The organism is Hydrogenovibrio crunogenus, assembly GCF_004786015.1.
Taxonomy (GTDB): domain Bacteria; phylum Pseudomonadota; class Gammaproteobacteria; order Thiomicrospirales; family Thiomicrospiraceae; genus Hydrogenovibrio; species Hydrogenovibrio crunogenus.
On the sequence record NZ_CP032096.1, the window covers coordinates 2359001 to 2382100 of the forward strand.

The window sequence follows — 23100 nt, forward strand, 5'->3', positions numbered from 1 at the left end:
TGATTTAGATGCATTTTAGCATCTCCAATTAGGTGGCCAATTTCACTTTACCACTACAATCCAATCCCCATCATCAAATTGTGGCTTCTGATTTTCAGCTAACTCATAAACTGTCTTTACCTTCCAATCCTCTGGGATTGGTCCGAGTTCGGTTTGTTTTTGGGCTTTTTTTGTGCCATCGGGGTGGTGGGCGAATTGCGGTAAGCGGGTTTTGCCGGTGAGCAGTTGTTGCATGGTGGCGGTCTTAATGGCTTGTTTTTTGACAATCAGTTTTTCCAACTCCGCCAATAACCCATCCACATCCGACAAGGCATTTGCAATGGTGGTTTGTTCTTCTAGAGAAGGATATGGTAACGATAAGCTTCTAATTATTTTTAGATTCAATCCTCCACGACCTCCATCACCTGTTGATAAGCTTCTAAGCTCCTCATACCTGTAATCTAAGTTGTAGAACAGATATTCTGTTGAGTGTTTTGAACTTGGAAATATTGCCGCAATAGATTGATTTGTACATAAGTCTATTTTTGATATAGCTACAGTTCCTCTCGTCTTTCCTTGACCAGCCAACCCCATCAATACTGACTCTGATGGAACATATTTAGTACTGCTATTTGAGAGACCCTCATTTGTAATCCTTTCAGAAACATCAAACACTCTTTTTAAATGTAATTCTCCAGAACTCATCCAAGGATTATTTCCTCCCCAATATGAAGAAATCGATGTGCTAGGAGTCCCTCCTGCTGTGCAGTCGGTAAACTCACCAATTTTTTTGACATTCCAATCCTCAGGAATCACGCCTATTTCTGTCTGCTTATAACCCGCTGGAATCGTTTGCTTGCTCATTTAGACCTCCAATCCCATGGATTTCAGGTGGTCGGCAACTTTTTCACTTAAAGCCGACACTTGGCTTTCGATTTTGGGCAAAGTTTCAGCGTAGCGTTCTTCCAGCTCTTTCACTCGGTTGGCGAGTTGTTGGGTGATGCGTTCAATTTCGGCTTCAATATTCGCTTGTAAGGTAGCCAACCATTTATCTTCAACAATCAGCGCTTTAATCTCCGATTCCACCAAACCTGGGTATTTTTTAAAGACCGCTAAATCCAAGGCTTCTTGCGCTTCTTTCAGTGTTTTTTTGGCTTTGGCTTCGCTTTCAAATTGTTTTTGAACCGTTATTAACAGTGCTTTTTCGTCTGCCTCGGTGACGATTTTTAATCTGGCGGTCACAGTGGCTTTGGTGACTTTGTCTTTATCGTTCATTGCCTCGACCAGTAATCCGTCTTCACCGCTGTTTTCTCCGATTAGGGTTTCCAGCTCTTGCGTAATGCTGTCCAGTTCGGTTTGCTGCTGTTCGATTTGCGCTTGTTGGTCGGCAAAATAACGAGAAACCACCAGGCCTGGTGGAATCAGTTCGGCTTTGTATTTGGCTTTGCCAATGATTAAATCCGGCGTTTCTTTGAGTTTTTCGCCTTTGGCGACTTTGAGTTCTCGAATACGGCTACCCGCTTGCCAGCCGTCTTGCACCAAGACATAAACATCGTCCTGCATAATGTCTGCCCAGTAATCCATGAGGATTTGATAGATATCGTATTTGCTTAACAGCGGCGCATCTGTATAGGCCTGTAACAAGGCTTCACTAATACGGTGAATAATGGCTTTAGGCGCCTCGCCAATTTGCAGCTTTGTTAAGTCGCAGGCTTGATACCAGTCGCTAAACGGTTTCAGACTTTGTTTGGCAAAATGCATAAACTCTGGATGGTTCAAAATTGTGCTTTTGACGTGACTGGCTTCTACCAACCCCTTGCTGTAGCCTTCTCGATCATCGTCAAACAAGGTGGCGCGAATACTGGGAAAGACTTGCCAATATTCGTTTAATGCATCAATATCGGCATTGGGAATACCGCCTTGTAAGTGGGCGCTTAGATCATGTAAATCTTCCGGTTCGGAGCTGTCGATATAGCGCGGAATATTAAGGTTGTAATCGTTGTCAGCAATTTCCTGCATGGCCACCATGCGGCTAAAACGTGGTAGCTGGATTTGTTTGGTAAACACATCGACGATTTTGTGCAGATCCTGCGAACGCAGACGGTTTTTATTGCCGTCTTTAATAAAGCCTTTGCTGGCATCGACCATAAAAATGCCCGTGCGGGATTGAGCCTGTTCTTTATCGACCACAATAATACAAGCCGGAATGCCGGTGCCGTAAAACAGGTTGGCAGGCAGACCGATAATGCCTTTGATATAGCCTTGTTTGATCAGATTTTCACGAATGCGCGCCTCGGCATTACCACGGAATAACACACCATGCGGCAAAATTACTGCGGCTTTACCCGTGCTTTTAAGCGATTTTAGAATATGCAGTAAAAAGGCATAGTCGCCGTTTTTCTCTGGTGGCACGCCCCAATGAAAACGATCTAACTCGTCCTGTTCCGGATTCAGACCCGACGTCCAGTTTTTGGAAGAAAACGGAGGGTTGGCCACCGCAAAATCAAAGCGCTTGAGTTCACCATTGGCTTCTTTCCACTCTGGCTCAGCAAGCGTGTTCCCTTTTACGATTTTAGCGGTAGCGGTATTATGCAGAATCATGTTCATACGTGCCAAGGCGCTGGTGGCATTGTCCATTTCTTGACCGTAAATCGTCATACCGCGCGGACTCTCATCGCTGACTTTAAGCAGTAACGAACCGGAACCGCAGGTGGGATCGTAAACAGTGGTATCTTGCGACGTTTGATTGTTAATACCAATCACTTTGGCGAGAATGCGAGAGACTTCCGCGGGCGTGTAGAATTGTCCTTTGGATTTGCCGGACTCCGTCGCAAAGTGGCGCATTAGGTATTCGTAGGCATCGCCGAGCAGATCATCGCCTTCAGCTCGGTTGGCGGATAGGTTTAAACCATCAAAAATACCGACCAACTTACTGAGTCGGTCCACCATGTCCTTGCCCTTGCCGAGCTTTTCTTCATCATTGAAGTCGGCCACATCAATGACGCCTTTGAGGTCATTTTCTTCAGCCAGCGCGGCAATGATTTTATTGAATTTGTCACCAATTTCTTTATCGCCTTTGAGCTTGAGCATATCCTCAAAGCTGCCGCCATCCGGTACCACAATCATGCCGTAAGGATCGCCTTTGTATTTATCAGAGACATACTTCATAAACAGCAGCGTCAATACATAATCCTTGTACTGACTGGCATCCATGCCGCCACGTAATGCATCGCAGCTTGCCCAAAGAGAGGAATAAAGTTCGGTTTTTTTAATGGCCATGTTGAGTTTTATTTTCTTTTTAATGTTGGTTATTTAATAACGGGAAAAGTGAGTTGTCCGAATTCGGTATCGCCAGATTCCATCATGATATCAATCATCACGGGGACTATTTTTTCCATGATGCGTCTTCCGTCTTGCACCTGTTGGCGATTGACATAAGAGTTCCAAGTGGCACCGCCGTGAATCAATTGGTTGCGTAATACATACAAGCGATCAAAGACAATGGATAACACCTCGGCTGTATGATTCTGCATCAACTTGCCGATAGCCGCTTTTTTACTGGCTTCAAACTTGCGTTTCCACTCTTCACTGCTGTCGTGTTCACGTAATGCCTTCCAGAAGGGTTCAAATACAAATTTATTCTCGATCAGAGTGCGTATTTCACCACTAAAGGCTTGAAATAATAACGGATGAAGCTGTTGTTTTGAATCGACTTCGATCATTTTTTGGAAAAAAAGACCGAGTGACTCTCTTTCAGATCGTCTTGACCCTAGTTCTTCAGCATAAGCGGCATTGAAGGCGATCCAGAGAAAGATGAATTTAGCATCGTCATCTTCAGTTTCTTGTTCGGAGCGTTCCAGCCATTTTAATGCGCGGTGAATACGAATATTGTTTGGTTCTGAAAGGGACTCGAATAGAGACTTATGTTTTTGTTTTAATGCAATATAATCCATTTATTATTTCCCTGGTTAACACTCTAACAAGCTATAAATTTAAGCAACTAATGAAACCAATTTTTGGTAAATTTTAACCATTGCCAAAGTATCCAAGTGACAATAGGCGAGTAAATCATGTCTAATCTTTTGTCGCTGATTCTGATCATTTAACAAATGTAACTTGGCAAAAATATCCATCGCCATACCACCGTTTTGAATTTCGAGTTTTTTGTAATCTAGTTCTGGGTCGTCTGGAAACATAGCCGGTAAAACTGACTTGATTGAGAAGCTGCCATTAAAGTCTGGATGGTAATAGCCGAGTTGCTTAAAAGGATCCATAAGATCTATAAACCGTTCATGCATTTGCATCAGCTCTGCTTGATAGCCACTCACCGTTTTTGCGAGCTCTCTAATGACACCTTGTTCAAAACTTTTATTAAAGGCCATAATGCTCCCTACAGGCTCAATGTCTTTGATCATCTGTCGTACGATATCCTCTCTTGGATCTGCATTTTCATCGCCCAAAAATTCTTTATGTTCCAGCGCTCCATCTTCATGAAGAACATGAAGGGAATATTGAAAAGGAATTTTCATGTAGGGTTTTTGACCATCAAACCTTGGAATGGCATCTTGAAAAGTCTCAAAATCAAAAAAATGAATGGGAAATTGCACGGAATCAACAAAGCTTCTTAGAACATCTTTATTGATAAGGGGTTGCTGGTTAATCGAGCTTTGAACTTGTACTTGTTGAACATCTGAGAGATTTTGACCTGATGGTATTTGCTCAAATTCAACGATGCCTTGACGGTATAAATCAAACTTTTTATTGACATTCATTCGGTATAGATTAAAAACAGATGGAGATGGAATATCTTTCCAACAATGAGCTTTAAAGTCACATTCATGAGGATTGGTACAGTGAGCGCCTAATTCAACTTGAGGCTCTTCAGCCTTTATCATTTCTTCCATTGCATTTAAGCGAATAGGAATTTCCGCTTGCTTAGTTAAAACAATGTCAGTGATATCAACAACTGTAAATAGCTGATCAATGTCGAGATCGCCTTGCCTTATGTACTGATTGTTAATGTGTACGATCGCGATTCGGTTTAAATCTAAAACTTTCGAAAAGGCGTACCATTGAACTGCGGCATCATCTTGGTAATAGTCTTTAACACTCGTGGATGCTTTTACTTCATAAACATCCCACTTATCATCATTCTTTACCAGGATATCCGCCATAGCAAAGACGCCATTTTCTTTAAAGGTGGCTTCATAAATAATCGAAACGCCCTGATCGATGAGTTCTTGTGTGCGCTGAACCATCCCTTCAAAGTCTTTTGAATCAAACTCAATTTCTATCCCACCAGGGAATAATTGGCAAGCCAAGCTTCCGACAGTATGCCCTGTATCAAATTTGGCTTGTTGTTGTGCATCAGGAAGCGTTCTGAGTTCAGGTTGATTTTTGTATAGCCATAAGGATTTATGACATTGGAGACCTCGAATATATTGAGACTTAGATAACAAGATTTAATTCCTTTTAAAAATCAGCTTGATGAACTCAATATACCCATTGACTTATGTACTTTTAAGACTACCACCACTAAACGTCTTTATTCCAAGATAATTCTCTTTTGTCAGGAGTTTACTGAAGTAAGGCTGATGATACAGTAACTCCCTTCTTTTTTGGCCAAATTCAGCATTTACACGTATAAAAATTTTGCATAGCATTGTGACATAATTTTATTTGGACTAATCAAGATCAAGAAAGCCATTTGAAAATTGTAACAATATTCTAAAAACCTTTTATTACAGGTTTCATACATAAAAAACTCACTTGAAATCAAGTGAGTTTTTAAACATTATGTCTACACCGAGATTTAAACTTGAAGCTCCATCATTATGGATGTTGTGAATTAATAAATGGCATCAAGTAAACAATACTCATTGACCACCTCCTGAACGATAGTCTTGTGTGTTCTGCAAGATCTGATCCCAGAATGCCATTTCGTTTTGTTGTTCAAGTACCTCAGAATTTTCTGGCTTATCTTCATCAACGCTTTCCTCTTTATTAGCCGCTACATGAAAACCATCAATGTTCGACGCCAACAAACGTTCCATCGCTGAACCATCCTTACGGGTTAGGTTGGGAACGTAACGAGCGTAGACAGTAAAAAGCATCGAAGTAGTTGAATGCCCCATCTGTTTGGCAATCCAGTTTGGATTTTCTCCTGCCGCTAACCAAATCGTAGCGGCAGTGTGACGCGTTTGATAAGGTTTACGGTACTTGAGCTTAAGATAAGAAAGTAGTGGCTTCCAAACCCTTCTTAAGAAGTTAGGTGTATGAACAGGCGCACCATTTCCAGTACAAAACACCAACTCAGATTCTGGGTCTCGTTCTTTAAACCTTTTTGATAAGGTGTTATAGACTAATGTGGACATTTCTATTTCTCGTTGAGACCCATCATTTTTGGTGTACTCCCATCGACCTGCAGAATAAGTCTCGCGAACAAGAATTTCTCGACGAGAAAAATCAACATGCTCCCACTTAAGACCGTCAATTTCTCCTGTACGCATCCCTGTAAAGAAACGAACTAATAAATAGTCTCGCCAATCAGAGCGCACTTGTGCAAGAATTTGATTAACCTCTTCAATAGAAAAAGGATCGATATGTACCTTTTCTTCTTTCAAAGGCTTGATATTGAGATGTGGTGGCGTAAAATCATATCGGTCAGCGGCTTCATTCATAACCATATTTAGACACTTAATAAATTTATTAATCGTCTTAGACTTTAACTTACCGGCGGACTGTTTGGCGACGTGTGCTCGGTACTTTAAGATCTCTGCTTTGGTGATACTGCTGACCTCCATTTCTCCGAAATGCGGAATTAAACGCTTATCTAGATAACTTCGATAACCATCCGCAGTGGCTTTTCGCCATGTTGGTTCCATTTCTGAAAACCACTCCTCAACAAAATCTTTAAACAATGGTGTTTTGGTATAACCTGTCATCATCTCTGCTTGGATCTTGCGGATTTTTTCTACCATTGGACTTTTTGGAAAATACTTTTCGTATTCAAAAGTACCTAACGTAATCTCAGCTTCAATCCTATCCAATATCTTGGTTAACTTTTTACGGTTTGACTTAGTATCGGGTAAGGCGGTCTGCTCTCGGCACCTTTCATTTAAAATACGAAAATCAAAAAATAATTTTCCTGAACGGGCTCTAATGCTTGCCATAACAAACACCTCCGTTTGCCATAGGAACAGAGTAAACTGAGTTATTTGAAGCGTTATACATATCCTCTTCAATATTTTCCCAAATAAACAAAATTTTACGTTGACCAAATGGTCTAATGTAATGGCGCCCCTCTAGCAACACGCTATCTTTAAGATCATTACGAATTGTTCTGGCGTTGTACTTAATACGCTGAGATAATTCTTCAGTGGTTAAATAGGTAATATTCATGCTATCATTCTCCATTATTAAAAGATAAACAAAAAGATATAAAAGATAAATATATATATCTTTTAAGAATCATTATAAACACATTAATGCGCGCGTCAAGCATTATTAGATATATATATGTATCTTTTTATTACTGGAATAGGCGATGATAAGATTTAAATTAAAAGAATTAATTGCAAAAAAAGAATTTCTAGATGGGCGAAGAGTTACTCTAAAACAAATTGCTGAAGCAACAGGAATCAATAGAATGACGCTTACCAAAATTAATACTCAGCATGGGTATAGCACATCAACTGAAACGCTCAACAAACTATGCAAATACTTTGACTGCGAAATAGCAGATTTAGTTGAATATATTTCAGATGAAAAGTTTCAAGAAATGACAAGTAAAGATTGAATAAGGTCTATTTACGTATAGATTTCAGTCTTGTTGTCTTTTTTAACAATTATTTAATAATCTGGGCTCTGATTGGGCACGATCTGGGCACTTAAAAAATTCCAATAATTTTAAAATTAAATTTGACAGCCTCAGCGCCTCTCTATACAATACGCAAATTCAAATTTAGGCCACATAGCTCAGTCGGTAGAGCAAAGGATTGAAAATCCTTGTGTCCCTGGTTCGATTCCAGGTGTGGCCACCACATTTTTTAAGGTGTTTTTCTTTAAAACATCTTATACGCGGGAGTGGTGGAATTGGTAGACACGCCAGATTTAGGTTCTGGTGCCTTTGGTGTGAGAGTTCGAGTCTCTCCTTCCGCACCACATTATTAAGCCCAGGTTTTCACCTGGGCTTTTTTATTTCTATTCTCATGGTTTTAACACGCCAACTCAACCTTTTTCAGACTCATTCAAGTATTCCCAAAAGCAGTTTGTGATAAAGTTATCGTAAGATAAGTCGATTAACTGACTGATAATCCTGTTTTTATCGGAAATGCAGACATGGCTAAAAGAACATTTAAAACCGAGCTTGATATCGAAAAGATTGATTGGATGTTGCAACTCCCAATGGCACAACGTGCCAAAGAGTTAAAGCAGTGCGATTTGAACTCGCTGGCCAAAGCCATGTCGACGTTTCATTCCAGCAAAGTCAATCAAATGGCCAAAGCACTCTCACCTTCAACAGAAAAAGAATTCATTCGCACGGTTAGAATGCATAAAGGGGAAATTCCTTTTCCGAAAAAAAGCGCCCCTAAAACCAAAGTGATCATCAAATATCGTTACGGATTGCCGATACTGGCTAGCATCATCTTATTGCTGACCATCTTTTTTATTGATCATCTCATGCCAAAATAAACATGCCATTGGATAAGTTCTCATCCTATTGACTCCAGTTGATAAATCAAGCGGATACCTAGTCATTTAAGTACCATTGAAATCATGGCCTAAAGAAACGATTAACCCATCGAATGATCGACCTTAATACTGGAATTTTTTGATAAATATATTTTCCCGTATCCCAATAATCAATATGAGATAACACGTCGCCTTTCTGGTCAAAGACCACTTTTGACACACCGACTATTCGGTGTTCTTTAAACTGTCGATCTAAAAAACAAAACTCCCATCGCAAAAAGGCCATTTGCTCTTCCAAAAGATAGTTCATCACAACAAATCTTGGCGATATCGTGTGGTCAAACATGTGCTGGAAAATCTTTTGAATTTGCTTTTTTCCCACCACTTGATTAAATGGGTCTTCAAAATAAGCATTTTCAGAAAACAGGGGCATTAACAAACTGCTCAAGTTTCCTTCCGTCAAATTTTCATAAGCATGAATATAGGACAACAATTTTTTCTTATAGATTTGACTCATTTCAGCAGTCCTCTAGTGATGAAAAACACCCAACGATAGGGCAATATTTTAAGAAGTTTTAAAAACACAGTTACCTTCTTGGGAAAAGTGACTTCAAATGATTTACCTTTATGATGAATCATTTGAACAATCTTGTTTGCCGCTTCATCCGGCATCATCAATCCGGGCATTTCAAATTGATTTTTGTCAGTCAAACGTGTTTTCACAAAGCCATGATTAATGACTTGCAAGGTCACGCCATAAGCTTCTAATTCCGGCTGGATAGATTCTGCAAGGTTTAACAAAGCCGCCTTGGGTGCAGAATAAGCACCACCATAAGGCAAGCCAACTTGACTGGCAATACTGATATTCCAAAGCCAGCGCATCTTAATCTCTGGTGTTTGAATCACGCGATTTTTCATAGCCACCATTAACGCAACACACCCTAGATAATTCACCGCATTCATGGAATTAAATGACGCATAATCAAATGCATCAAAAGACATAGGCTGGTAAGTTCCAGCATTGTAAAACCATATATCCAGCCCCCCAAAAAATGCCCAGGCCTGGTCAATTTTTGCAGCCAACCCATCGGTTTGTGTCACATCAATATTCAGTCTCTGCAATTGATTACCGAACTGTTTTTTTAACGATGTTAATTCATCTGATTGCTCTGCCGTTCGAGAAGAAGCTACCACCAAATACCCTTCCTGTAACAGCGATTGCGTCAAAGACAACCCAATACCCGAAGAGGCTCCCACAATCCATATTCTTCTCATTTTTATACTCCATCAAATACTTAAATCCATAAATTTTTCAATCAAGTATTGCATAACTGTATAACTTATGTATAAATAATAGCATATTAGTTATACAAGGTGAAGCGTCATGAATACAGAAACCACCAAAATAATGCCAGAAAAACAGAAAATCGCTGTGGTTGGTAGCGGCATCAGCGGCATTGCAAGCGCTTGGTTTTTAAGCCAAAACCATGACGTTACCCTGTTTGAAAAAAATGACTATATTGGCGGTCATACTCATACGGTTGAAATCCAGGACGATCAAAATCAGACCTTACCTGTGGACACCGGATTCATTGTGTATAACGAACCCAATTACCCGTTATTAACCGCAATGTTCCAACACTTGAATATCGAGACAATCCTTACAGAAATGAGTTTTGCGGTATCCATCGACAATGGAAAAATTGAATATTCTGGCAATAACCTCAACACACTCTTTGCACAAAGACGTAATCTTTTTTCTGTAACGCATTGGAATATGATCAGCGATATTGTTCGCTTCAACCGAAGAGCAAAACAGGACCTAGCCGCTCGTTCTAAAAACTTGGTCGAGATGACATTAGGGCATTATTTAGAAAAACATAAGATGTCGCCTGCGATGCGCGACTATTATCTATTGCCGATGGCGGCAGCTATCTGGTCCTGCCCAACGCATACCATGCTCAAATTTCCGGTTTTGAGCTTCTTACAATTTTTTGAAAATCATGGATTATTAAATATAGAAAATCGACCACAATGGCAAACGGTTGCAAATGGCAGCATTGAATATTTAAAGGCTATTTTGCGACAAGAAACCTTTACACACCTGAAACACAATAAAGTCACACAAGTGACACCAGATCCTGGTGCGAACCAAGTCAAAGTAACCACTGAATCTGGCAAAGCTTCTTATTTCGACCAAGTGGTACTAGCCAGCCATGCTGATGAAAGTTATCAAATGATTGCCGAGGATTATCAACCCGATTTTTGTCTACTTCAGGCTTTCCAGTATCAAAAAAATACCGCTTACCTTCACTCCGATACTCAGTTAATGCCTTGCCGCAAAAACACCTGGGCCGCATGGAACTATCTCAGAGAAATGCAACACGAAGAGAAGCGGGTTGCCGTCACTTATTGGATGAATAGGCTCCAATCCCTTAAAACCGAGACCCCGGTTTTTGTGACCTTGAACCCGATTAAACAACCTGACCCAGACAAGACATTCAAAGTGTTTGAGTATGATCACCCGGTCTTTAACCAGGCCGCCATTTCAGCACAAAAGCACTTAATCGATCTTCAAGGAAAACATGGGCTCTATTTCGCCGGCGCCTATACCGGATATGGTTTTCATGAAGATGGTTTGCGCAGCGCCGTTGCCATTGCAAAATACTTTGGCGTAACGCTTCCGTGGCAAAAAGACACACCGATGGATGAGGAACCCAATCATGCCTAGCCAAGGATACCTCTGTGACGTGATGCATCAGCGTTTACGCCCGTTTCAATATCGATTTAACTACAAAGTCTTTAACTTAAAGGTCGATATCGATCGCATCGAAACAGAGTCCGAGCAATTAAAGTGGCTATCACTAAATCGATTCAACTTAATCAGCTTATTCACCAAAGACTATGGCGCACGTGATCCAAATATTTCTTGGCGGGAATGGGCCAACACCCTGTTAGCAGACTACGGATTACCTTCTCCAGCGGATCGAATCGAACTGGTGTGTTCTCCAAGAATGCTAGGAGTGATCTTTAATCCTTTGGCCGTTTGGTATGCCTACAACCAAAATAATGAACTCATCGGCATCATCGGTGAAGTCAGCAATACATTTGGTCAATGGCATCATTACGTGCTCACTCGGCAAGGAAAGCCATTAGTTCTTCCAAATCAGACATTGAAAGCTCGCGCCAACAAAGATTTTCATGTCTCCCCTTTTATCAGTATGAATGCATTTTATCAATTTCGTTTTTACATCCCTGGCCAACATTACAAACTGTGGATCAGGCAATATGAACAAAATAAACCAACTTTAATCGCCACTCAAATCGGCAAACAACATCCCCTTACGAACGCACTTTTATTAAAAGCAACACTTCATTTTCCAATGAATTCACTCAAGGTTCTTTTATTGATTCATTGGTGGGCGCTCAAAATTTGGGTCAAAGGGGGAAAATTTCATCCAACCCCGAAACACTTATCTCAGACCCAACACAGTCACTCGGAGATGACATTATGTTGAAACTTATTACCACGCCAATCGAATGGATGATGCCTTCTCACCTATTGCAGAAGTTCATCCAAACCTTGCCCTTCAAACATATTCAAAAGGGCAGTCTCACGGTGCAGTATTTGGGACAATCCTATCGCTTTGAAGGCCCGCTCCCCGGCAGTCATGCTGACTTAGAAATTCTATCTATATTGCGATTCGGGTATTTACTGAAAACACAGGGTGAACTAGGGTTTGCTCAAGCGTATATTGAACATTCTATTCGAACGGCATCCTTACATCAGCTCATGACTTTGGCACACCAAAACCGCGCTGAGTTTACTCAGCTTCTGCATCATAAAAAACCGCTAGGCATCTGGCATTTGTGGCGTCATCGCAGACGCCATAATTCTGTTTCCAATAGTCGACGGAATATTGCCGCCCACTATGACCTCGGTAATGATTTTTATGAACTCTGGCTTGATGACAGCATGAGCTATTCCAGTGGACTCTTTTTGAAAAAAGGCGAGTCGTTAGAGCAAGCTCAACAACAAAAATACCAACGTATTCTGGATCAATTACCTTTGCATGGACAAGAAAGTGTGCTTGAAATCGGCTGCGGATGGGGTGGGTTTGCTGAAATCGCGACCCAAAAAGGTATCGACTATAAAGGACTCACGCTTTCAATCGAACAACAAAACTACGCTTCAAACCGTTTGAAAGCCCTCCAACTCAACAACAAAGCGGATATTACCCTTCAGGATTACCGACATGAAACCGGTCAATATGACTACATCGTCAGCATTGAGATGTTTGAAGCCGTTGGAAAGGAGTATTGGCACCGTTATTTTGAACAGCTTCAACGGAATTTAAAAAGCCATGGTAAAGCCGTGTTGCAAATTATCACCATTGATGATGAAGAAGCGGAAACTTATCAAAATGGCGTCGACTTTATCCAGTCGTACATTTTTCCGGGAGGGCTCCTTCCAAGCTTGGAACAACTCCATCAATTGGCGATAGAGCATCAATTCGAAATCGTGGACCAGTTTGAATTCGGTCAAGACTACGCCACCACTCTTTCGCACTGGATGAAACAATTCAACGCTTCATCAGAAACTTTGGAAAAAATGGGATATGACGCATCATTCCAGCGACTTTGGCGTTATTATCTAGACTATTGTCGTGTCGGATTCGAACAACAACATATCTCTGTTTACCAAATCACTTTAGAAAAGCGCTTTTAGGGCTAAGGATGCCATTATGTTGTCTCGACTCTTTATGGGGCTTCAAAGTCGGGGAAGTGATCTTGTTTTTTCAAAAAACACCTTAGGAAACGTTAAAAGATGGGTCCTTTAAAGAATCTCCATGGTTGGCAACCCGTTCGCAGGGTTGCCCTTTTTATTCTTTTTCTTGCTATGGTGGGACGCCCCATGCCCATCTTGGCAGAAGCAATTCCCACTCTCAAAAAGACAGGGCAAACAACCGCCTATTGGGCGGGGGTAATCCCTGTCTATGATGCACAACTGTGGGTCTCAGACGAAGTGACTTTGGAAAATCTGCTTACAGACCAGACCGCTCTCAATCTAAAATTGTGTTATCACGTCCCGCTAAGTCAAAAAGATTTTGTCGAAGCAGCGGAAACAGGGTTACCGACACCACTGTCTCCACTTCATTCACAAGCGGTGAATGCGCTACACTTATCTTATGAAAGCGTTTCGCCAAACGATTGCTATCGCCTGTCCTACGATAGGACCAACGGCACTCAGTTATGGCTAAATAATCAACTGAAGTTTGAAAATAACACGCCTGGTTTCAAAGCGCTATACTTCGGTCTTTGGTTAGGAAAAACGCCGCTTTCAGATACGGTTAAAAACAATCTTTTAAAAGGGTTATAGTATGAAAACACTGGTTTGGTTACAACGTGAACTCAGAATTCAACACCACCCTGCCTTAGAAGCGGCGTTGGCGGAGTCAGACGATATTATTGTGGCGTATTTTCACGACCCTGAACAAACCATCGGTGACGCCAATACTGCTTGGCTTGCTAACAGCTTACAGCAACTCCAGCAGGACTTTAAGGCACACGATGGCCGACTATGGTGTCTTGAAGGCAACTTTGAGCAGCAATTAGACCACATGATTCAAACCTACCAGATTGAACAAGTTTTCTACACGTTTCAGCTCGGACATCCATTTAAAACCATGCAACAGCAAGCGCTCAATGTATGTCAACGCTACCAGGTAGCATTACGTGCCTTTGACACCGAAAACTGGCTTCCTTATGACCAGTTACTCAATCAATCTGGACGACCCTATAAAGTTTTCACCCCTTTTTACAACACGTTAAGCCAGAAGCTGTCAGAATTACTTCCCTTCTCTCATGCGATAAACTCCTTGGAGAAAACCGCCAGAACCATTTGCCAATCCGGACAGGATCAAACCCTTCCTCAAAGCTTAACTCACCTTTCAACCCGCCCCTGGGCCCGAAAGGTCATGCAACACTGGCAAACAGGCGAACGCCAGGCCTGGGAAAAATTTGAACGCTTTCTCAACGAAGGGCTGGCGCACTACGAACAAAATCGTGACTTTCCAGCGGTTGAAGGCACCAGTCAATTGTCACCACATTTACATTTTGGCGAAATTCACAGCCGAGCCATTGTATTTGAATTATTAACATTAGAAACAGAACCCGGCATTGCCAACCAGGCCATTCATGTCTGGTTGAGACAATTGGCTTGGAGAGAGTTTGCCCGCAGTATCTTGTGGCATTTCCCTCACACTGAGACCCACCCTTTTCAAGCCAAATTCGAAACTTTCTTTCGCCCTTTATCGGAAGCAGACCCTGAACAAGTAAAAAACTACCAGGCCTGGTGCGCGGGACACACGGGCGTGCCAATTATTGATGCGGGCATGAAACAGCTCTGGGAAACAGGTTGGATGCACAATCGTGTTCGTATGCTGGTGGCTTCTTGGCTCACCAAAAATGCCGATATTGATTGGCGCGCCGGGGCGCATTGGTTTAATAATACTCTGGTTGATGCGGATCCAGCCAATAACACCTTAGGCTGGCAGTGGGTCGCTGGTTGCGGTGTTGATGCTGCCCCTTACTATCGCCTTTTCAATCCTGTTCGACAAAGTGAAAAATTCGACGCAGAAGGCCATTATTTACGCCAATGGCTGCCTGAATTAACCCCCTATTCCAGCAAACAGATTCACGCACCTTGGCAAACCACCCCAAACGAAAAACGTGTTCGTCCAATCATTGATTTAACGGAATCACGCCAACGCCATTTAGAAAAAGTGGCGACCCTTAAATCTTTAAACCAGATTCATTGACGAATGTATAACTACTGTATAAGATGTCAGCTATGAAAAACTCTCAACCAACCAGCGATGCACTTTTTCCCATTCGGGAAGTGGCCAAATTAACTGGCGTCAACCCAATCACTCTTCGTGCCTGGGAGCGCCGTTATGGTTTAATTGAACCGGTGAGAACCGACTCAGGGCATCGTCTTTATACTCAGAACAACATTGACACGCTGAGAGAGGTGGTGCAGCTCACACAGCAGGGCATCCCTATCAGTCAAATCAAAAACCTAGTTGATGCCGCCAAGCCAGAGACGATTGAACCCAAACTGGAAAAAGAGCTTGCGCCGCAACTGACAAAACTTTTGAAGAACCAAAATATTGTTGAACTCAATGCCTTGCTTGATACCGTTTTGGCGGATTATCCTAGTGAATTCTGGCGAGACCTGTTTTCACAGTTGACTCTGGAACTGTCACAGGCCCCGGAAGCACCGTCTTACCGTCTTTGGCAAAGCCTGTTATTGCCCCGATTATATTCACGACTTCACTTATCAACACGCCAGCTGACTCAGCCTCTGAAACGAGTATGGGTTCAAACCTCGCCAGAAACCAGCAGTGTTCAAGGCGCTTTGGCGGCGCTATATATGGTCTCAAAAGGGTTTTACCCTTTATGGCAACCGCCCGGAAACATCGTTTTTGAGACGCTACTAGCCGAGCTTCAAGCCCTTCAATGTATGGGAATTGCAGTGGTCGATGAGACGGGAAATTTCAACAATAACGATTGGCAGCATTGGATTGAAACCCATCCAAGCTTTGAGCTTTTTCTGTTTTTGAATCAAAAATCATGCGACTTATCTCATCACATACAAGTGACTTACCGCCCACTCAGTAATACTTTATTGACTCAATAAAAAATAAAAGGAAAAGTTTAAACTTTTCCCGCTTCAAGTTGCTTTTCCAATTCGGCAATTTTTGCTTGAGCCGCATCCAGCTGATTCTTTAATTCAACCTCTTCGGTCACATCTTTTTGAATGCCAATATAGTAGGTCAACTGATCGACTTCATCATAAAACGGCGTCACACTCAGTTCATTCCAGAAGCTTGTACCATCTTTCCGATAGTTTTTTAAAACGGTTCGAACCGGTTTTGCCGTATCAATCGCAGAACGAATGGTTTTAACCGCGTCCGGTTCTGTATCATTGCCCTGTAAAAAACGACAATCCTGATACAAAATTTCATCTGCGTTATAGCCTGTGAGTTTTTCAAAAGCGGGGTTCACATAAATTAAGATCGTATCATGATCTTCTTTTTCTGCCACCACTATGCCATCCTGCGCATTTTCTACCAGTTGCAACAAGGTGCCATAACGTAATTTCGTATCTTTCATAACCATGCATCCCATTTCAAGTGAATTCATTCTAGCGGAGTTATCTTAATAAAAAAATAGCAAGATTAAGGTTTTATCGAAAAAGACAAAGCTTATCAGCTCCCTTATGATTCCCTCATACCCGAGAAGAAGACTAGGTTATTTACAACTGACGGCTGCAATCCGTTATCATATAGCCATTGTTTTAACCACTTTAGCAAGGATTTGTAATGAAAAAAATCGTCCTAACCCGTTCTTTGGTCGGTTTAATCAGTGGCCTCTTTTTATTGACAGGCTGTGATGACGCTTCTTCAACTCGTTCAGCCGACAAAAAGACTCCTGCTACTGCTGAATCAAAATCCCAAACAACCGATAAAATGACGACAGCCGTCCCCCAAAAGGCTTCAGTTCCCTCTTCCGCTCCAGTTGAGCCTCAAAAACCTTCCTTAAAGCTGGAAACTCCACCAAAATTTAAAGCGTTCGCTGCGGGCCCCCCTAGAAAACAAGCTTTTTTCGAGTTTATGACGCCTTTAATTCACCAAGCGAATCAACAAGTCATGAAAAAGCGTGACCATCTCAAATCATTAATCGCCGCACAAACGCTTTCAAAAACCGACCAGGCCTGGCTGAAAAAGGAAGGGGATTTATATGGATTGGAAGATTTAAACCCGACTCAAACGTCGGATTTGAAAGCATTGCTTACCCGAATCGATGTCGTTCCGACCTCGCTGGCACTTGCCCAAGCAGCAAATGAAAGTGCCTGGGGCACATCTCGCTTTGCTCGACAAGCCAACAACTATTTTGGACAGTGGTGTTTTTCAAAAGGATGCGGATTGGTTCCAAAGCAACGAAGCAAGGGAGCCATTCATGAAGTTAGAGCGTTTGACCACCCTTACTACTCTGTCAAAAGCTATATTCATAACTTGAATAGCCATCGCACCTATGCCCAATTGAGAAAGATTCGTGCTCAGCTTCGTCAAAAGAAGCAACCTTTAACCGGACTGAAAATGACAGAAGGATTGGTGAATTACTCCGCTCGAAAACATGAATATGTTGAGGAATTACAAAGCATGATTCGTTACAATAAACTTACACAATACAACCAGAAATCATAACTTACAAAGGATTGACCATGCCATTACTCGATAGTTTTACCGTTGATCATAAAATCATGAATGCGCCGGCCGTCCGAGTTGCTAAAACCATGAAAACACCCGGTGGTGATACCATCACTGTTTTCGATTTACGTTTTAACAAACCAAATGTCGACATGATGGGCGAAAAGGGCATTCATACCTTAGAGCATTTATTTGCCGGATTTATTCGCACTCACCTAAATGCTGATGATGTAGAAATCATTGATGTGTCACCAATGGGCTGCCGCACTGGGTTTTACATGAGCGTCATAGGTACACCGGATGAAAAACGTGTGGCCGACGCTTGGATGAAAGCCATGCAAGACGTGCTGAACGTTGAAAAAATGCAAGACATTCCTGAATTAAATGAATATCAATGTGGCACCTACAAAATGCATTCTTTAGAAGAGGCAAAATCCATTGCCCAAAACATTCTTGATCATGGCATTGGCGTGAATAAAAATGAAAATATTGCTCTAGATAAAGAAACTCTGAAAGCACTAGGCAACGAAGTTTAAAAGACAGATAAAAGGACGTTCTATGAAAGTTGCCATCATTGGTGCCATGGAAGAAGAAGTTGCCTTATTGCGTAACCAAATCCAAAACTTGAACACAGAAATTCACGGTGGGTTTGAATACTATCTGGGGCAGATTAATGACATTGAGGTCATTCTATTACGCTCCGGCATAGGAAAGGTGAATGCTGCAATTGGAACAGCGTTACTCATCAAACTTTACCAGCCGGACTATGTGATCAATACTGGCTCTGCAGGTGGGTTCCATACTGATTTAAACGTGGGGGATATCGTCATCAGCCAATCGGTTTGTCATCATGATGTCGATGTCACTCCATTCGGCTATGCACGAGGACAAGTTCCAGGACATCCCGAGTGCTACCTTGCCGATAGCAGCTTGATTGACATTGCTAAACGCAGCATAGATGCCTTGCAGGAAGTCACGCATATGCATGGTCTGATTGCCACCGGTGATCGCTTTATGCACCTGCCTGAAGATGTCGCCACCACCCGAGAAAACTTTCCCGACATGATTGCTTGCGAAATGGAGGCTGCTGCCGTTGCGCAGACCTGCCATGCATTTGAAACGCCTTTTGTGATCATTCGTTCTTTATCGGATATTGCAGGCAAAGAAAATGCCGTGACGTTTGAACAGTATCTGGATAAGGCTGCCACTCATTCGGCACGCCTTATACTGGAAATGTTAAACCACTTAAAACCTTAAACGGTTCTGTCTCAAGATTGGCCTTGTTACTAAAAGTAACAAAGCCATTTTTCATCTTTAAATCATTAATTGCTTAAATTCAGCGGCCTCTATCGGAGCAGACCAATAAGCACCTTGACCAAGGGTACATCCCCACTCAGTCAAATTTTGTACCTGACTTTCAGAGATAATCCCGGTCGCAATCATACACGCATCTAAACTTTTCGCCATTTGAATCAATGCTTTAACCCATTGTTGCCCAGAACGCGTTTCAAGTTGCTCATGCAACCACACTTCATCAAACTTAAACTCTTGAATATTTAACCCAACCAGCATCGAAAAATTAAAGGATTGCCCTCCTAGCCCGGTTAAAGTCAGTTGATACCCTTGATCGGATAACTGTTGTAAACAATCCCTTAAACCCTGATCAAAAACGTCAAAACTCTTCAACGAAAACGCCAATTGCAATTGACTGGATGGAATGCCATATTGCTTAACTCTCTGATTTAAAAGCTCTGCAAAATCTTCTTGGCGCCATAGCCCTTCCATGATTGGAACCGTTACCACAAATTCAGCATCGACCTTTAACCATTGCTTTAAATAAAAACAAGCACTATCCAATAACCATAAACTGATCGAAGATTCCGCAGGGTTTCCTGCCAGTAAATGCTGCCATGATTCAAGTGATTGTTGATTTTCATCGGCTGTTTGCCATTCAATACTGAGATGACCACCAACCACTCGGTTTTCTTTCAAATCAATTTGTGGTTCAACATAAGTAGCAAATTCTGAATTTAAAACAGCGGCATCGAACCTTGCTTGAATAATATGTTTATGCGCAGGTACTTCTTGCTTTACATCATTATAAAAACGAAATGTTCTTTTCCCTTTAGATTTAGACACATACAAAGCTTCATCTGCCGTTTCAATCAGCTCGGATGCAAGCTTCGAATCTTGCGGAAACATGGAAACACCAATACTGGTAGAGGTTCTAACCTCTTGCCCTTCAAACCAATATGGTCGAGACACCTCATTGATAATACGCTGACAAACGTCTTCCACTTCAGTTCGGTTTTCTGTTTCAGCCAGTAAAACCACAAACTCATCACCGCCTAATCGGCTCACAATGTCGCCTTCTCGAACAGATGAGATCAGTCGTCCACTGACATGTCGTAATAATTCATCTCCAATATGATGACCTTGAGTGTCATTAACAGCTTTAAAACCATCTAAATCTAAGAACAATAATGAAAACACACTTCCTTTATGTTCCGTTCCTTGAATCATATTCTCTAAAATATCATGAAGATGGGCACGGTTAGGCAAGTGTGTTAAAGAATCGTAATTTGCTCTACGGTATAAGTCCGCCGTCCGCGAACTGACTTCGGATTCAATTAAATAAGCAACATCAACCGAGTCTGAAAACTTGTGCTGTAATTCGGACAGTAATCTTTTTACACTGGACTTTTCATTCGCAGCGATATCTGGAAACGACTCAAATTTTTGAGGCGATGTCATACGACGATCAAACTTCAAGTGATCTAGAAGCGGTTCCAAAGTCGTGTTTTGTGCGAACTCAATCATATTATTATTCCTTACATCCCTTGCCTTACCTGAAAAGCAAATTGAAATGTCTGTTAAAAATTTTGCTGACATTCATTGTTATTTTTCAGAAATGGATAAAATCCACTATAATTGCCTTCAAGTTTTCATATTGTCGGCCGATAAATTTGGCTGTTTCTTTTTACGGATTCAATAAGCAAGGGGAATGCCATGTTGCAAATCGGTACCACGTTTTCAAAGACCGCTACTAAAATTTTATTGTGTGGTGCAGGCGAACTGGGAAAGGAAGTAGCGATTGAAGCGCAGCGACTTGGACTCGAGGTGATTGCCTTAGATCGATATGAAAATGCACCGGCGATGCAAGTGTCAGATCGCAGCTACACCTTAAGCATGTTGGACGGAAAGGCTCTTCGACAAATCATCGAAAAAGAAAAGCCTGACTATATTGTGCCGGAAATCGAAGCCATCGCAACCGACACCCTCGCTGAGTTGGAACAGGAAGGCTTTAACATTATTCCATCTGCCAAAGCCACTCAACTCACTATGAATCGAGAAGGCATCCGTCGCTTAGCTGCAGAAGATCTTGACATTCCAACCAGCCCTTATGCGTTTGCAGACAATAAAAAAGACTTTATCGCAGCCGTAGAAACCATTGGCATGCCCTGTGTAGTCAAACCAATCATGAGTTCATCAGGAAAAGGGCAAAGCGTCATAAAGTCGACAGCTGACATAGAGTCAGCCTGGCACTATGCACAAGAAGGCGGACGTGCCGGTAAAGGAAAAGTGATTATCGAAGGGTTTGTTGATTTTGACTATGAAATCACCTTATTGACGATCCGTCATAAAAATGGCACCAGCTTTTGCGCGCCAATAGGCCATATTCAAGAAGACGGTGATTATCGTCAGTCCTGGCAGCCGCACCCAATGTCTGATATAGCTATTCAGTCAGCGGAAAAAATTGCCATCAAAATTACCGATGCTCTTGGCGGCTGGGGGTTATTTGGCGTTGAATTATTCATTAAAGATGATCAAGTCATCTTCAGTGAAGTTTCGCCGCGCCCTCATGATACAGGTTTGGTTACTTTAATCTCTCAAGATTTATCTGAATTTGCACTGCATCTAAGAGCGATTTTAGGGTTACCGATTCCAAACATTACACAGCATGGCCCTTCTGCTTCCAGCGTTATCCTTCCAACAGGCCACTCAACAACAACTCAATTTAGTGGACTTGAAGAGGCATTAAAAGAACCGGACACTCAAATCCGATTATTCGGTAAACCAGAAATTGCCGGTCGTCGTAGGATGGGGGTTGCGCTCGCGCGCGATATCACGATTGAAAAAGCCATTGAAAAAGCCAAAGCATCAGCTCAAGCAGTAAAGGTGGAATTCTAAACGCCTTTAGTTGTCACTTTTATGCCGTGCTTAACTCAAACACGTATTAAAAGTGACCCTTTCAAAACGTCATTGCCAAATAACTGACAATCTTTATCACCTCCAGCCAATTCTTTTCTTTATTCAAACAACGCCACTCAAGACAAACACAAATAAACAATAAATATCAATAACTTAACAACAACTTTATTGATATGGCATGCTGTCTGCTACTCGACCCTTAGCAGAATAACTTTAGAACTTTCTATGATTCTGTAAAAGACAGAAAGAATTTTTTAAATGTTCAATAAATCAGATGACCGCACAGGAGCATGATTATGACAACGAATCAAACAATGACATCAGATGTAAAAGCCCCTATTCTTCAAGAATACAACCGTAACCCAGATACAGAGTCAAAATTGGCTGACAATCCAAGCAAGACCATTCTTTTACTACTACAAGGCGTGGTAGATAAAGGAAACTTAGCAAAAGTCTGTCATCAAAGTAATGCTTTGGTCGAAAAAGGCTTCCACTTAGGCCGAATGACAACGATTTTAGACGCTTTACGTGATCGTTTATCCATGTCAGAAAATACGCCTTTGGCATATGATTTAGATGAATTATATCGTTACGCCGATAAATCCATTCAAGAAGCCGTTTTTGAAAAGGATTCCTTCTATTTAGACAGCGCCATTGAAATCCTAACCGAAGTGCGTGATGCCTGGTTAGAAATGATGCACCAAACAGGCCAGTTAGCCGAAAACGGTTAATTATCCGCCTTAATTAGAGCCGGTTTCTCCTCCTTTTTCCGGCTCTTTTTATTTTTTCATTTCCTAACATATCTCTTCTCGACCTTATTCCTGACTTAAGCCTTAACATAATTATAAACTACATTACAAAATACTCTTAAGGCATTGAAATAAAACACAATAAGTTTAATTAAAAAAACATTAGCACTCTATTGACTTGAGTGCCAAAA

General features: G+C 41.6%; 23 protein-coding genes and 2 tRNA genes. 15 read left to right on the forward strand and 10 right to left on the reverse strand.

Annotated features, from left to right (window positions below; all coding sequences use genetic code 11):
• Positions 1 to 42: 42 nt before the first annotated feature.
• The 6 genes from GHNINEIG_RS11190 to GHNINEIG_RS11215 form a co-directional block, all read right to left on the reverse strand.
• Positions 43 to 843 (reverse strand): restriction endonuclease subunit S, encoded by an 801-nt coding sequence (locus GHNINEIG_RS11190; RefSeq protein ID WP_135796713.1) that lies wholly within the window; start codon positions 841 to 843, stop codon positions 43 to 45.
• Positions 844 to 3258, reverse strand: a complete 2415-nt coding sequence (locus tag GHNINEIG_RS11195) for a type I restriction-modification system subunit M (protein ID WP_135796714.1) — start codon at positions 3256 to 3258, stop codon at positions 844 to 846.
• A gap of 29 nt (positions 3259 to 3287) precedes the next feature.
• Positions 3288 to 3932: a HEPN domain-containing protein gene (locus tag GHNINEIG_RS11200; protein ID WP_135796715.1), complete on the reverse strand. Its 645-nt coding sequence runs from the start codon at positions 3930 to 3932 to the stop codon at positions 3288 to 3290.
• 39 nt (positions 3933 to 3971) lie between these two features.
• Complete coding sequence (locus GHNINEIG_RS11205) at positions 3972 to 5438, reverse strand: DUF2779 domain-containing protein (RefSeq protein WP_135796716.1); 1467 nt, start codon at positions 5436 to 5438, stop codon at positions 3972 to 3974.
• Between the two features lie 417 nt (positions 5439 to 5855).
• Complete coding sequence (locus tag GHNINEIG_RS11210) at positions 5856 to 7151, reverse strand: site-specific integrase (RefSeq protein WP_135796717.1); 1296 nt, start codon at positions 7149 to 7151, stop codon at positions 5856 to 5858.
• On the reverse strand, positions 7138 to 7380 hold the full coding sequence (locus tag GHNINEIG_RS11215; RefSeq protein ID WP_135796718.1) for a hypothetical protein: 243 nt from the start codon (positions 7378 to 7380) through the stop codon (positions 7138 to 7140). Before GHNINEIG_RS11215 ends, GHNINEIG_RS11210 begins: the two co-directional genes overlap by 14 nt.
• A gap of 145 nt (positions 7381 to 7525) precedes the next feature.
• Here GHNINEIG_RS11215 and GHNINEIG_RS11220 point away from each other — a divergent pair, with 145 nt between their 5' ends.
• The 4 genes from GHNINEIG_RS11220 (at position 7526) to GHNINEIG_RS11235 (ending at position 8673) form a co-directional block, all read left to right on the forward strand.
• Positions 7526 to 7777 carry a helix-turn-helix domain-containing protein gene (locus GHNINEIG_RS11220; RefSeq protein WP_128385499.1) on the forward strand — a complete coding sequence of 84 codons (252 nt, stop codon included), beginning with the start codon at positions 7526 to 7528 and terminating at the stop codon, positions 7775 to 7777.
• Between the two features lie 168 nt (positions 7778 to 7945).
• Positions 7946 to 8021: transfer RNA gene (locus GHNINEIG_RS11225), tRNA-Phe, on the forward strand.
• 37 nt (positions 8022 to 8058) lie between these two features.
• Positions 8059 to 8142: transfer RNA gene (locus GHNINEIG_RS11230), tRNA-Leu, on the forward strand.
• Between the two features lie 177 nt (positions 8143 to 8319).
• Positions 8320 to 8673: a hypothetical protein gene (locus GHNINEIG_RS11235; RefSeq protein WP_135796719.1), complete on the forward strand. Its 354-nt coding sequence runs from the start codon at positions 8320 to 8322 to the stop codon at positions 8671 to 8673.
• Between the two features lie 82 nt (positions 8674 to 8755).
• On the opposite strand, the gene GHNINEIG_RS11240 is transcribed toward GHNINEIG_RS11235, so the two are convergent.
• Positions 8756 to 9190: a nuclear transport factor 2 family protein gene (locus GHNINEIG_RS11240; RefSeq protein ID WP_135796720.1), complete on the reverse strand. Its 435-nt coding sequence runs from the start codon at positions 9188 to 9190 to the stop codon at positions 8756 to 8758.
• Entirely contained in the window at positions 9187 to 9948 is a 762-nt protein-coding gene (locus tag GHNINEIG_RS11245) for an SDR family NAD(P)-dependent oxidoreductase (RefSeq protein WP_135796721.1), read from the reverse strand. Before GHNINEIG_RS11245 ends, GHNINEIG_RS11240 begins: the two co-directional genes overlap by 4 nt.
• A 109-nt stretch (positions 9949 to 10057) precedes the next feature.
• Here GHNINEIG_RS11245 and GHNINEIG_RS11250 point away from each other — a divergent pair, with 109 nt between their 5' ends.
• The 6 genes from GHNINEIG_RS11250 to GHNINEIG_RS11275 all read left to right on the forward strand — a co-directional run bounded on the left by GHNINEIG_RS11250 (position 10058) and on the right by GHNINEIG_RS11275 (position 16375).
• On the forward strand, positions 10058 to 11404 hold the full coding sequence (locus tag GHNINEIG_RS11250) for an NAD(P)/FAD-dependent oxidoreductase (protein WP_223260894.1): 1347 nt from the start codon (positions 10058 to 10060) through the stop codon (positions 11402 to 11404).
• A complete protein-coding gene (locus GHNINEIG_RS11255) occupies positions 11397 to 12191 on the forward strand; it encodes a DUF1365 domain-containing protein (protein ID WP_135796722.1) in 795 nt (264 codons plus the stop codon). Before GHNINEIG_RS11250 ends, GHNINEIG_RS11255 begins: the two co-directional genes overlap by 8 nt.
• A complete protein-coding gene (locus GHNINEIG_RS11260; protein WP_223260895.1) occupies positions 12185 to 13402 on the forward strand; it encodes an SAM-dependent methyltransferase in 1218 nt (405 codons plus the stop codon). Before GHNINEIG_RS11255 ends, GHNINEIG_RS11260 begins: the two co-directional genes overlap by 7 nt.
• Positions 13403 to 13501: 99 nt before the next feature.
• Entirely contained in the window at positions 13502 to 14053 is a 552-nt protein-coding gene (locus GHNINEIG_RS11265; protein ID WP_135796723.1) for a chalcone isomerase family protein, read from the forward strand.
• A 1-nt stretch (position 14054) separates the two neighbouring features.
• Entirely contained in the window at positions 14055 to 15494 is a 1440-nt protein-coding gene (locus GHNINEIG_RS11270) for a cryptochrome/photolyase family protein (RefSeq protein ID WP_135796724.1), read from the forward strand.
• Between the two features lie 32 nt (positions 15495 to 15526).
• A complete protein-coding gene (locus GHNINEIG_RS11275; protein ID WP_189636886.1) occupies positions 15527 to 16375 on the forward strand; it encodes a MerR family transcriptional regulator in 849 nt (282 codons plus the stop codon).
• A 17-nt stretch (positions 16376 to 16392) separates the two neighbouring features.
• Here the strand turns inward: GHNINEIG_RS11275 and GHNINEIG_RS11280 are convergent, their stop codons facing one another.
• Positions 16393 to 16851: a PAS domain-containing protein gene (locus tag GHNINEIG_RS11280; protein ID WP_135796726.1), complete on the reverse strand. Its 459-nt coding sequence runs from the start codon at positions 16849 to 16851 to the stop codon at positions 16393 to 16395.
• Between the two features lie 209 nt (positions 16852 to 17060).
• On the opposite strand from GHNINEIG_RS11280, the gene GHNINEIG_RS11285 reads away from it, so the two are divergent.
• From GHNINEIG_RS11285 to mtnN, 3 genes are read left to right on the forward strand one after another with little or no spacing between them, the layout of a single operon-like run.
• Positions 17061 to 17945, forward strand: coding sequence for a glucosaminidase domain-containing protein (locus tag GHNINEIG_RS11285; protein WP_135796727.1), 885 nt, complete (start codon positions 17061 to 17063; stop codon positions 17943 to 17945).
• Between the two features lie 17 nt (positions 17946 to 17962).
• Positions 17963 to 18484: an S-ribosylhomocysteine lyase gene (luxS, locus tag GHNINEIG_RS11290; protein ID WP_135796728.1), complete on the forward strand. Its 522-nt coding sequence runs from the start codon at positions 17963 to 17965 to the stop codon at positions 18482 to 18484.
• Between the two features lie 22 nt (positions 18485 to 18506).
• Positions 18507 to 19205: a 5'-methylthioadenosine/S-adenosylhomocysteine nucleosidase gene (gene mtnN / locus GHNINEIG_RS11295; protein WP_135796729.1), complete on the forward strand. Its 699-nt coding sequence runs from the start codon at positions 18507 to 18509 to the stop codon at positions 19203 to 19205.
• A 57-nt stretch (positions 19206 to 19262) separates the two neighbouring features.
• Here mtnN and GHNINEIG_RS11300 read toward each other — a convergent pair whose 3' ends face one another.
• A complete protein-coding gene (locus GHNINEIG_RS11300; protein WP_189636887.1) occupies positions 19263 to 20768 on the reverse strand; it encodes a putative bifunctional diguanylate cyclase/phosphodiesterase in 1506 nt (501 codons plus the stop codon).
• A 189-nt stretch (positions 20769 to 20957) separates the two neighbouring features.
• On the opposite strand from GHNINEIG_RS11300, the gene purT reads away from it, so the two are divergent.
• Together purT and GHNINEIG_RS11310 are read left to right on the forward strand one after the other, a co-directional pair.
• The gene (gene purT / locus GHNINEIG_RS11305) at positions 20958 to 22139 is read left to right on the forward strand and encodes a formate-dependent phosphoribosylglycinamide formyltransferase (protein WP_135796731.1); all 1182 of its coding nucleotides are present in this window, start codon (positions 20958 to 20960) and stop codon (positions 22137 to 22139) included.
• A gap of 317 nt (positions 22140 to 22456) precedes the next feature.
• The gene (locus tag GHNINEIG_RS11310; protein ID WP_135796732.1) at positions 22457 to 22891 is read left to right on the forward strand and encodes a flagellar export chaperone FliS; all 435 of its coding nucleotides are present in this window, start codon (positions 22457 to 22459) and stop codon (positions 22889 to 22891) included.
• The last annotated feature ends 209 nt before the right edge of the window (positions 22892 to 23100 follow it).

Excerpts from the sequence above, each read along its gene's own strand:
- GHNINEIG_RS11190 (WP_135796713.1), bottom strand. The coding sequence starts at position 843 with ATGAGCAAGCAAACGATTCCAGCGGGTTATAAGCAGACAGAAATAGGC.
- GHNINEIG_RS11195 (WP_135796714.1), bottom strand. The coding sequence starts at position 3,258 with ATGGCCATTAAAAAAACCGAACTTTATTCCTCTCTTTGGGCAAGCTGC.
- GHNINEIG_RS11200 (WP_135796715.1), bottom strand. The coding sequence starts at position 3,932 with ATGGATTATATTGCATTAAAACAAAAACATAAGTCTCTATTCGAGTCC.
- GHNINEIG_RS11210 (WP_135796717.1), bottom strand. The coding sequence starts at position 7,151 with ATGGCAAGCATTAGAGCCCGTTCAGGAAAATTATTTTTTGATTTTCGT.
- GHNINEIG_RS11215 (WP_135796718.1), bottom strand. The coding sequence starts at position 7,380 with ATGAATATTACCTATTTAACCACTGAAGAATTATCTCAGCGTATTAAG.
- GHNINEIG_RS11220 (WP_128385499.1), top strand. The coding sequence starts at position 7,526 with ATGATAAGATTTAAATTAAAAGAATTAATTGCAAAAAAAGAATTTCTA.
- GHNINEIG_RS11235 (WP_135796719.1), top strand. The coding sequence starts at position 8,320 with ATGGCTAAAAGAACATTTAAAACCGAGCTTGATATCGAAAAGATTGAT.
- GHNINEIG_RS11240 (WP_135796720.1), bottom strand. The coding sequence starts at position 9,190 with ATGAGTCAAATCTATAAGAAAAAATTGTTGTCCTATATTCATGCTTAT.
- GHNINEIG_RS11245 (WP_135796721.1), bottom strand. The coding sequence starts at position 9,948 with ATGAGAAGAATATGGATTGTGGGAGCCTCTTCGGGTATTGGGTTGTCT.
- GHNINEIG_RS11250 (WP_223260894.1), top strand. The coding sequence starts at position 10,058 with ATGAATACAGAAACCACCAAAATAATGCCAGAAAAACAGAAAATCGCT.
- GHNINEIG_RS11255 (WP_135796722.1), top strand. The coding sequence starts at position 11,397 with ATGCCTAGCCAAGGATACCTCTGTGACGTGATGCATCAGCGTTTACGC.
- GHNINEIG_RS11260 (WP_223260895.1), top strand. The coding sequence starts at position 12,185 with ATGTTGAAACTTATTACCACGCCAATCGAATGGATGATGCCTTCTCAC.
- GHNINEIG_RS11265 (WP_135796723.1), top strand. The coding sequence starts at position 13,502 with ATGGGTCCTTTAAAGAATCTCCATGGTTGGCAACCCGTTCGCAGGGTT.
- GHNINEIG_RS11270 (WP_135796724.1), top strand. The coding sequence starts at position 14,055 with ATGAAAACACTGGTTTGGTTACAACGTGAACTCAGAATTCAACACCAC.
- GHNINEIG_RS11275 (WP_189636886.1), top strand. The coding sequence starts at position 15,527 with ATGAAAAACTCTCAACCAACCAGCGATGCACTTTTTCCCATTCGGGAA.
- GHNINEIG_RS11280 (WP_135796726.1), bottom strand. The coding sequence starts at position 16,851 with ATGAAAGATACGAAATTACGTTATGGCACCTTGTTGCAACTGGTAGAA.
- GHNINEIG_RS11285 (WP_135796727.1), top strand. The coding sequence starts at position 17,061 with ATGAAAAAAATCGTCCTAACCCGTTCTTTGGTCGGTTTAATCAGTGGC.
- luxS (WP_135796728.1), top strand. The coding sequence starts at position 17,963 with ATGCCATTACTCGATAGTTTTACCGTTGATCATAAAATCATGAATGCG.
- mtnN (WP_135796729.1), top strand. The coding sequence starts at position 18,507 with ATGAAAGTTGCCATCATTGGTGCCATGGAAGAAGAAGTTGCCTTATTG.
- GHNINEIG_RS11300 (WP_189636887.1), bottom strand. The coding sequence starts at position 20,768 with ATGATTGAGTTCGCACAAAACACGACTTTGGAACCGCTTCTAGATCAC.
- purT (WP_135796731.1), top strand. The coding sequence starts at position 20,958 with ATGTTGCAAATCGGTACCACGTTTTCAAAGACCGCTACTAAAATTTTA.
- GHNINEIG_RS11310 (WP_135796732.1), top strand. The coding sequence starts at position 22,457 with ATGACAACGAATCAAACAATGACATCAGATGTAAAAGCCCCTATTCTT.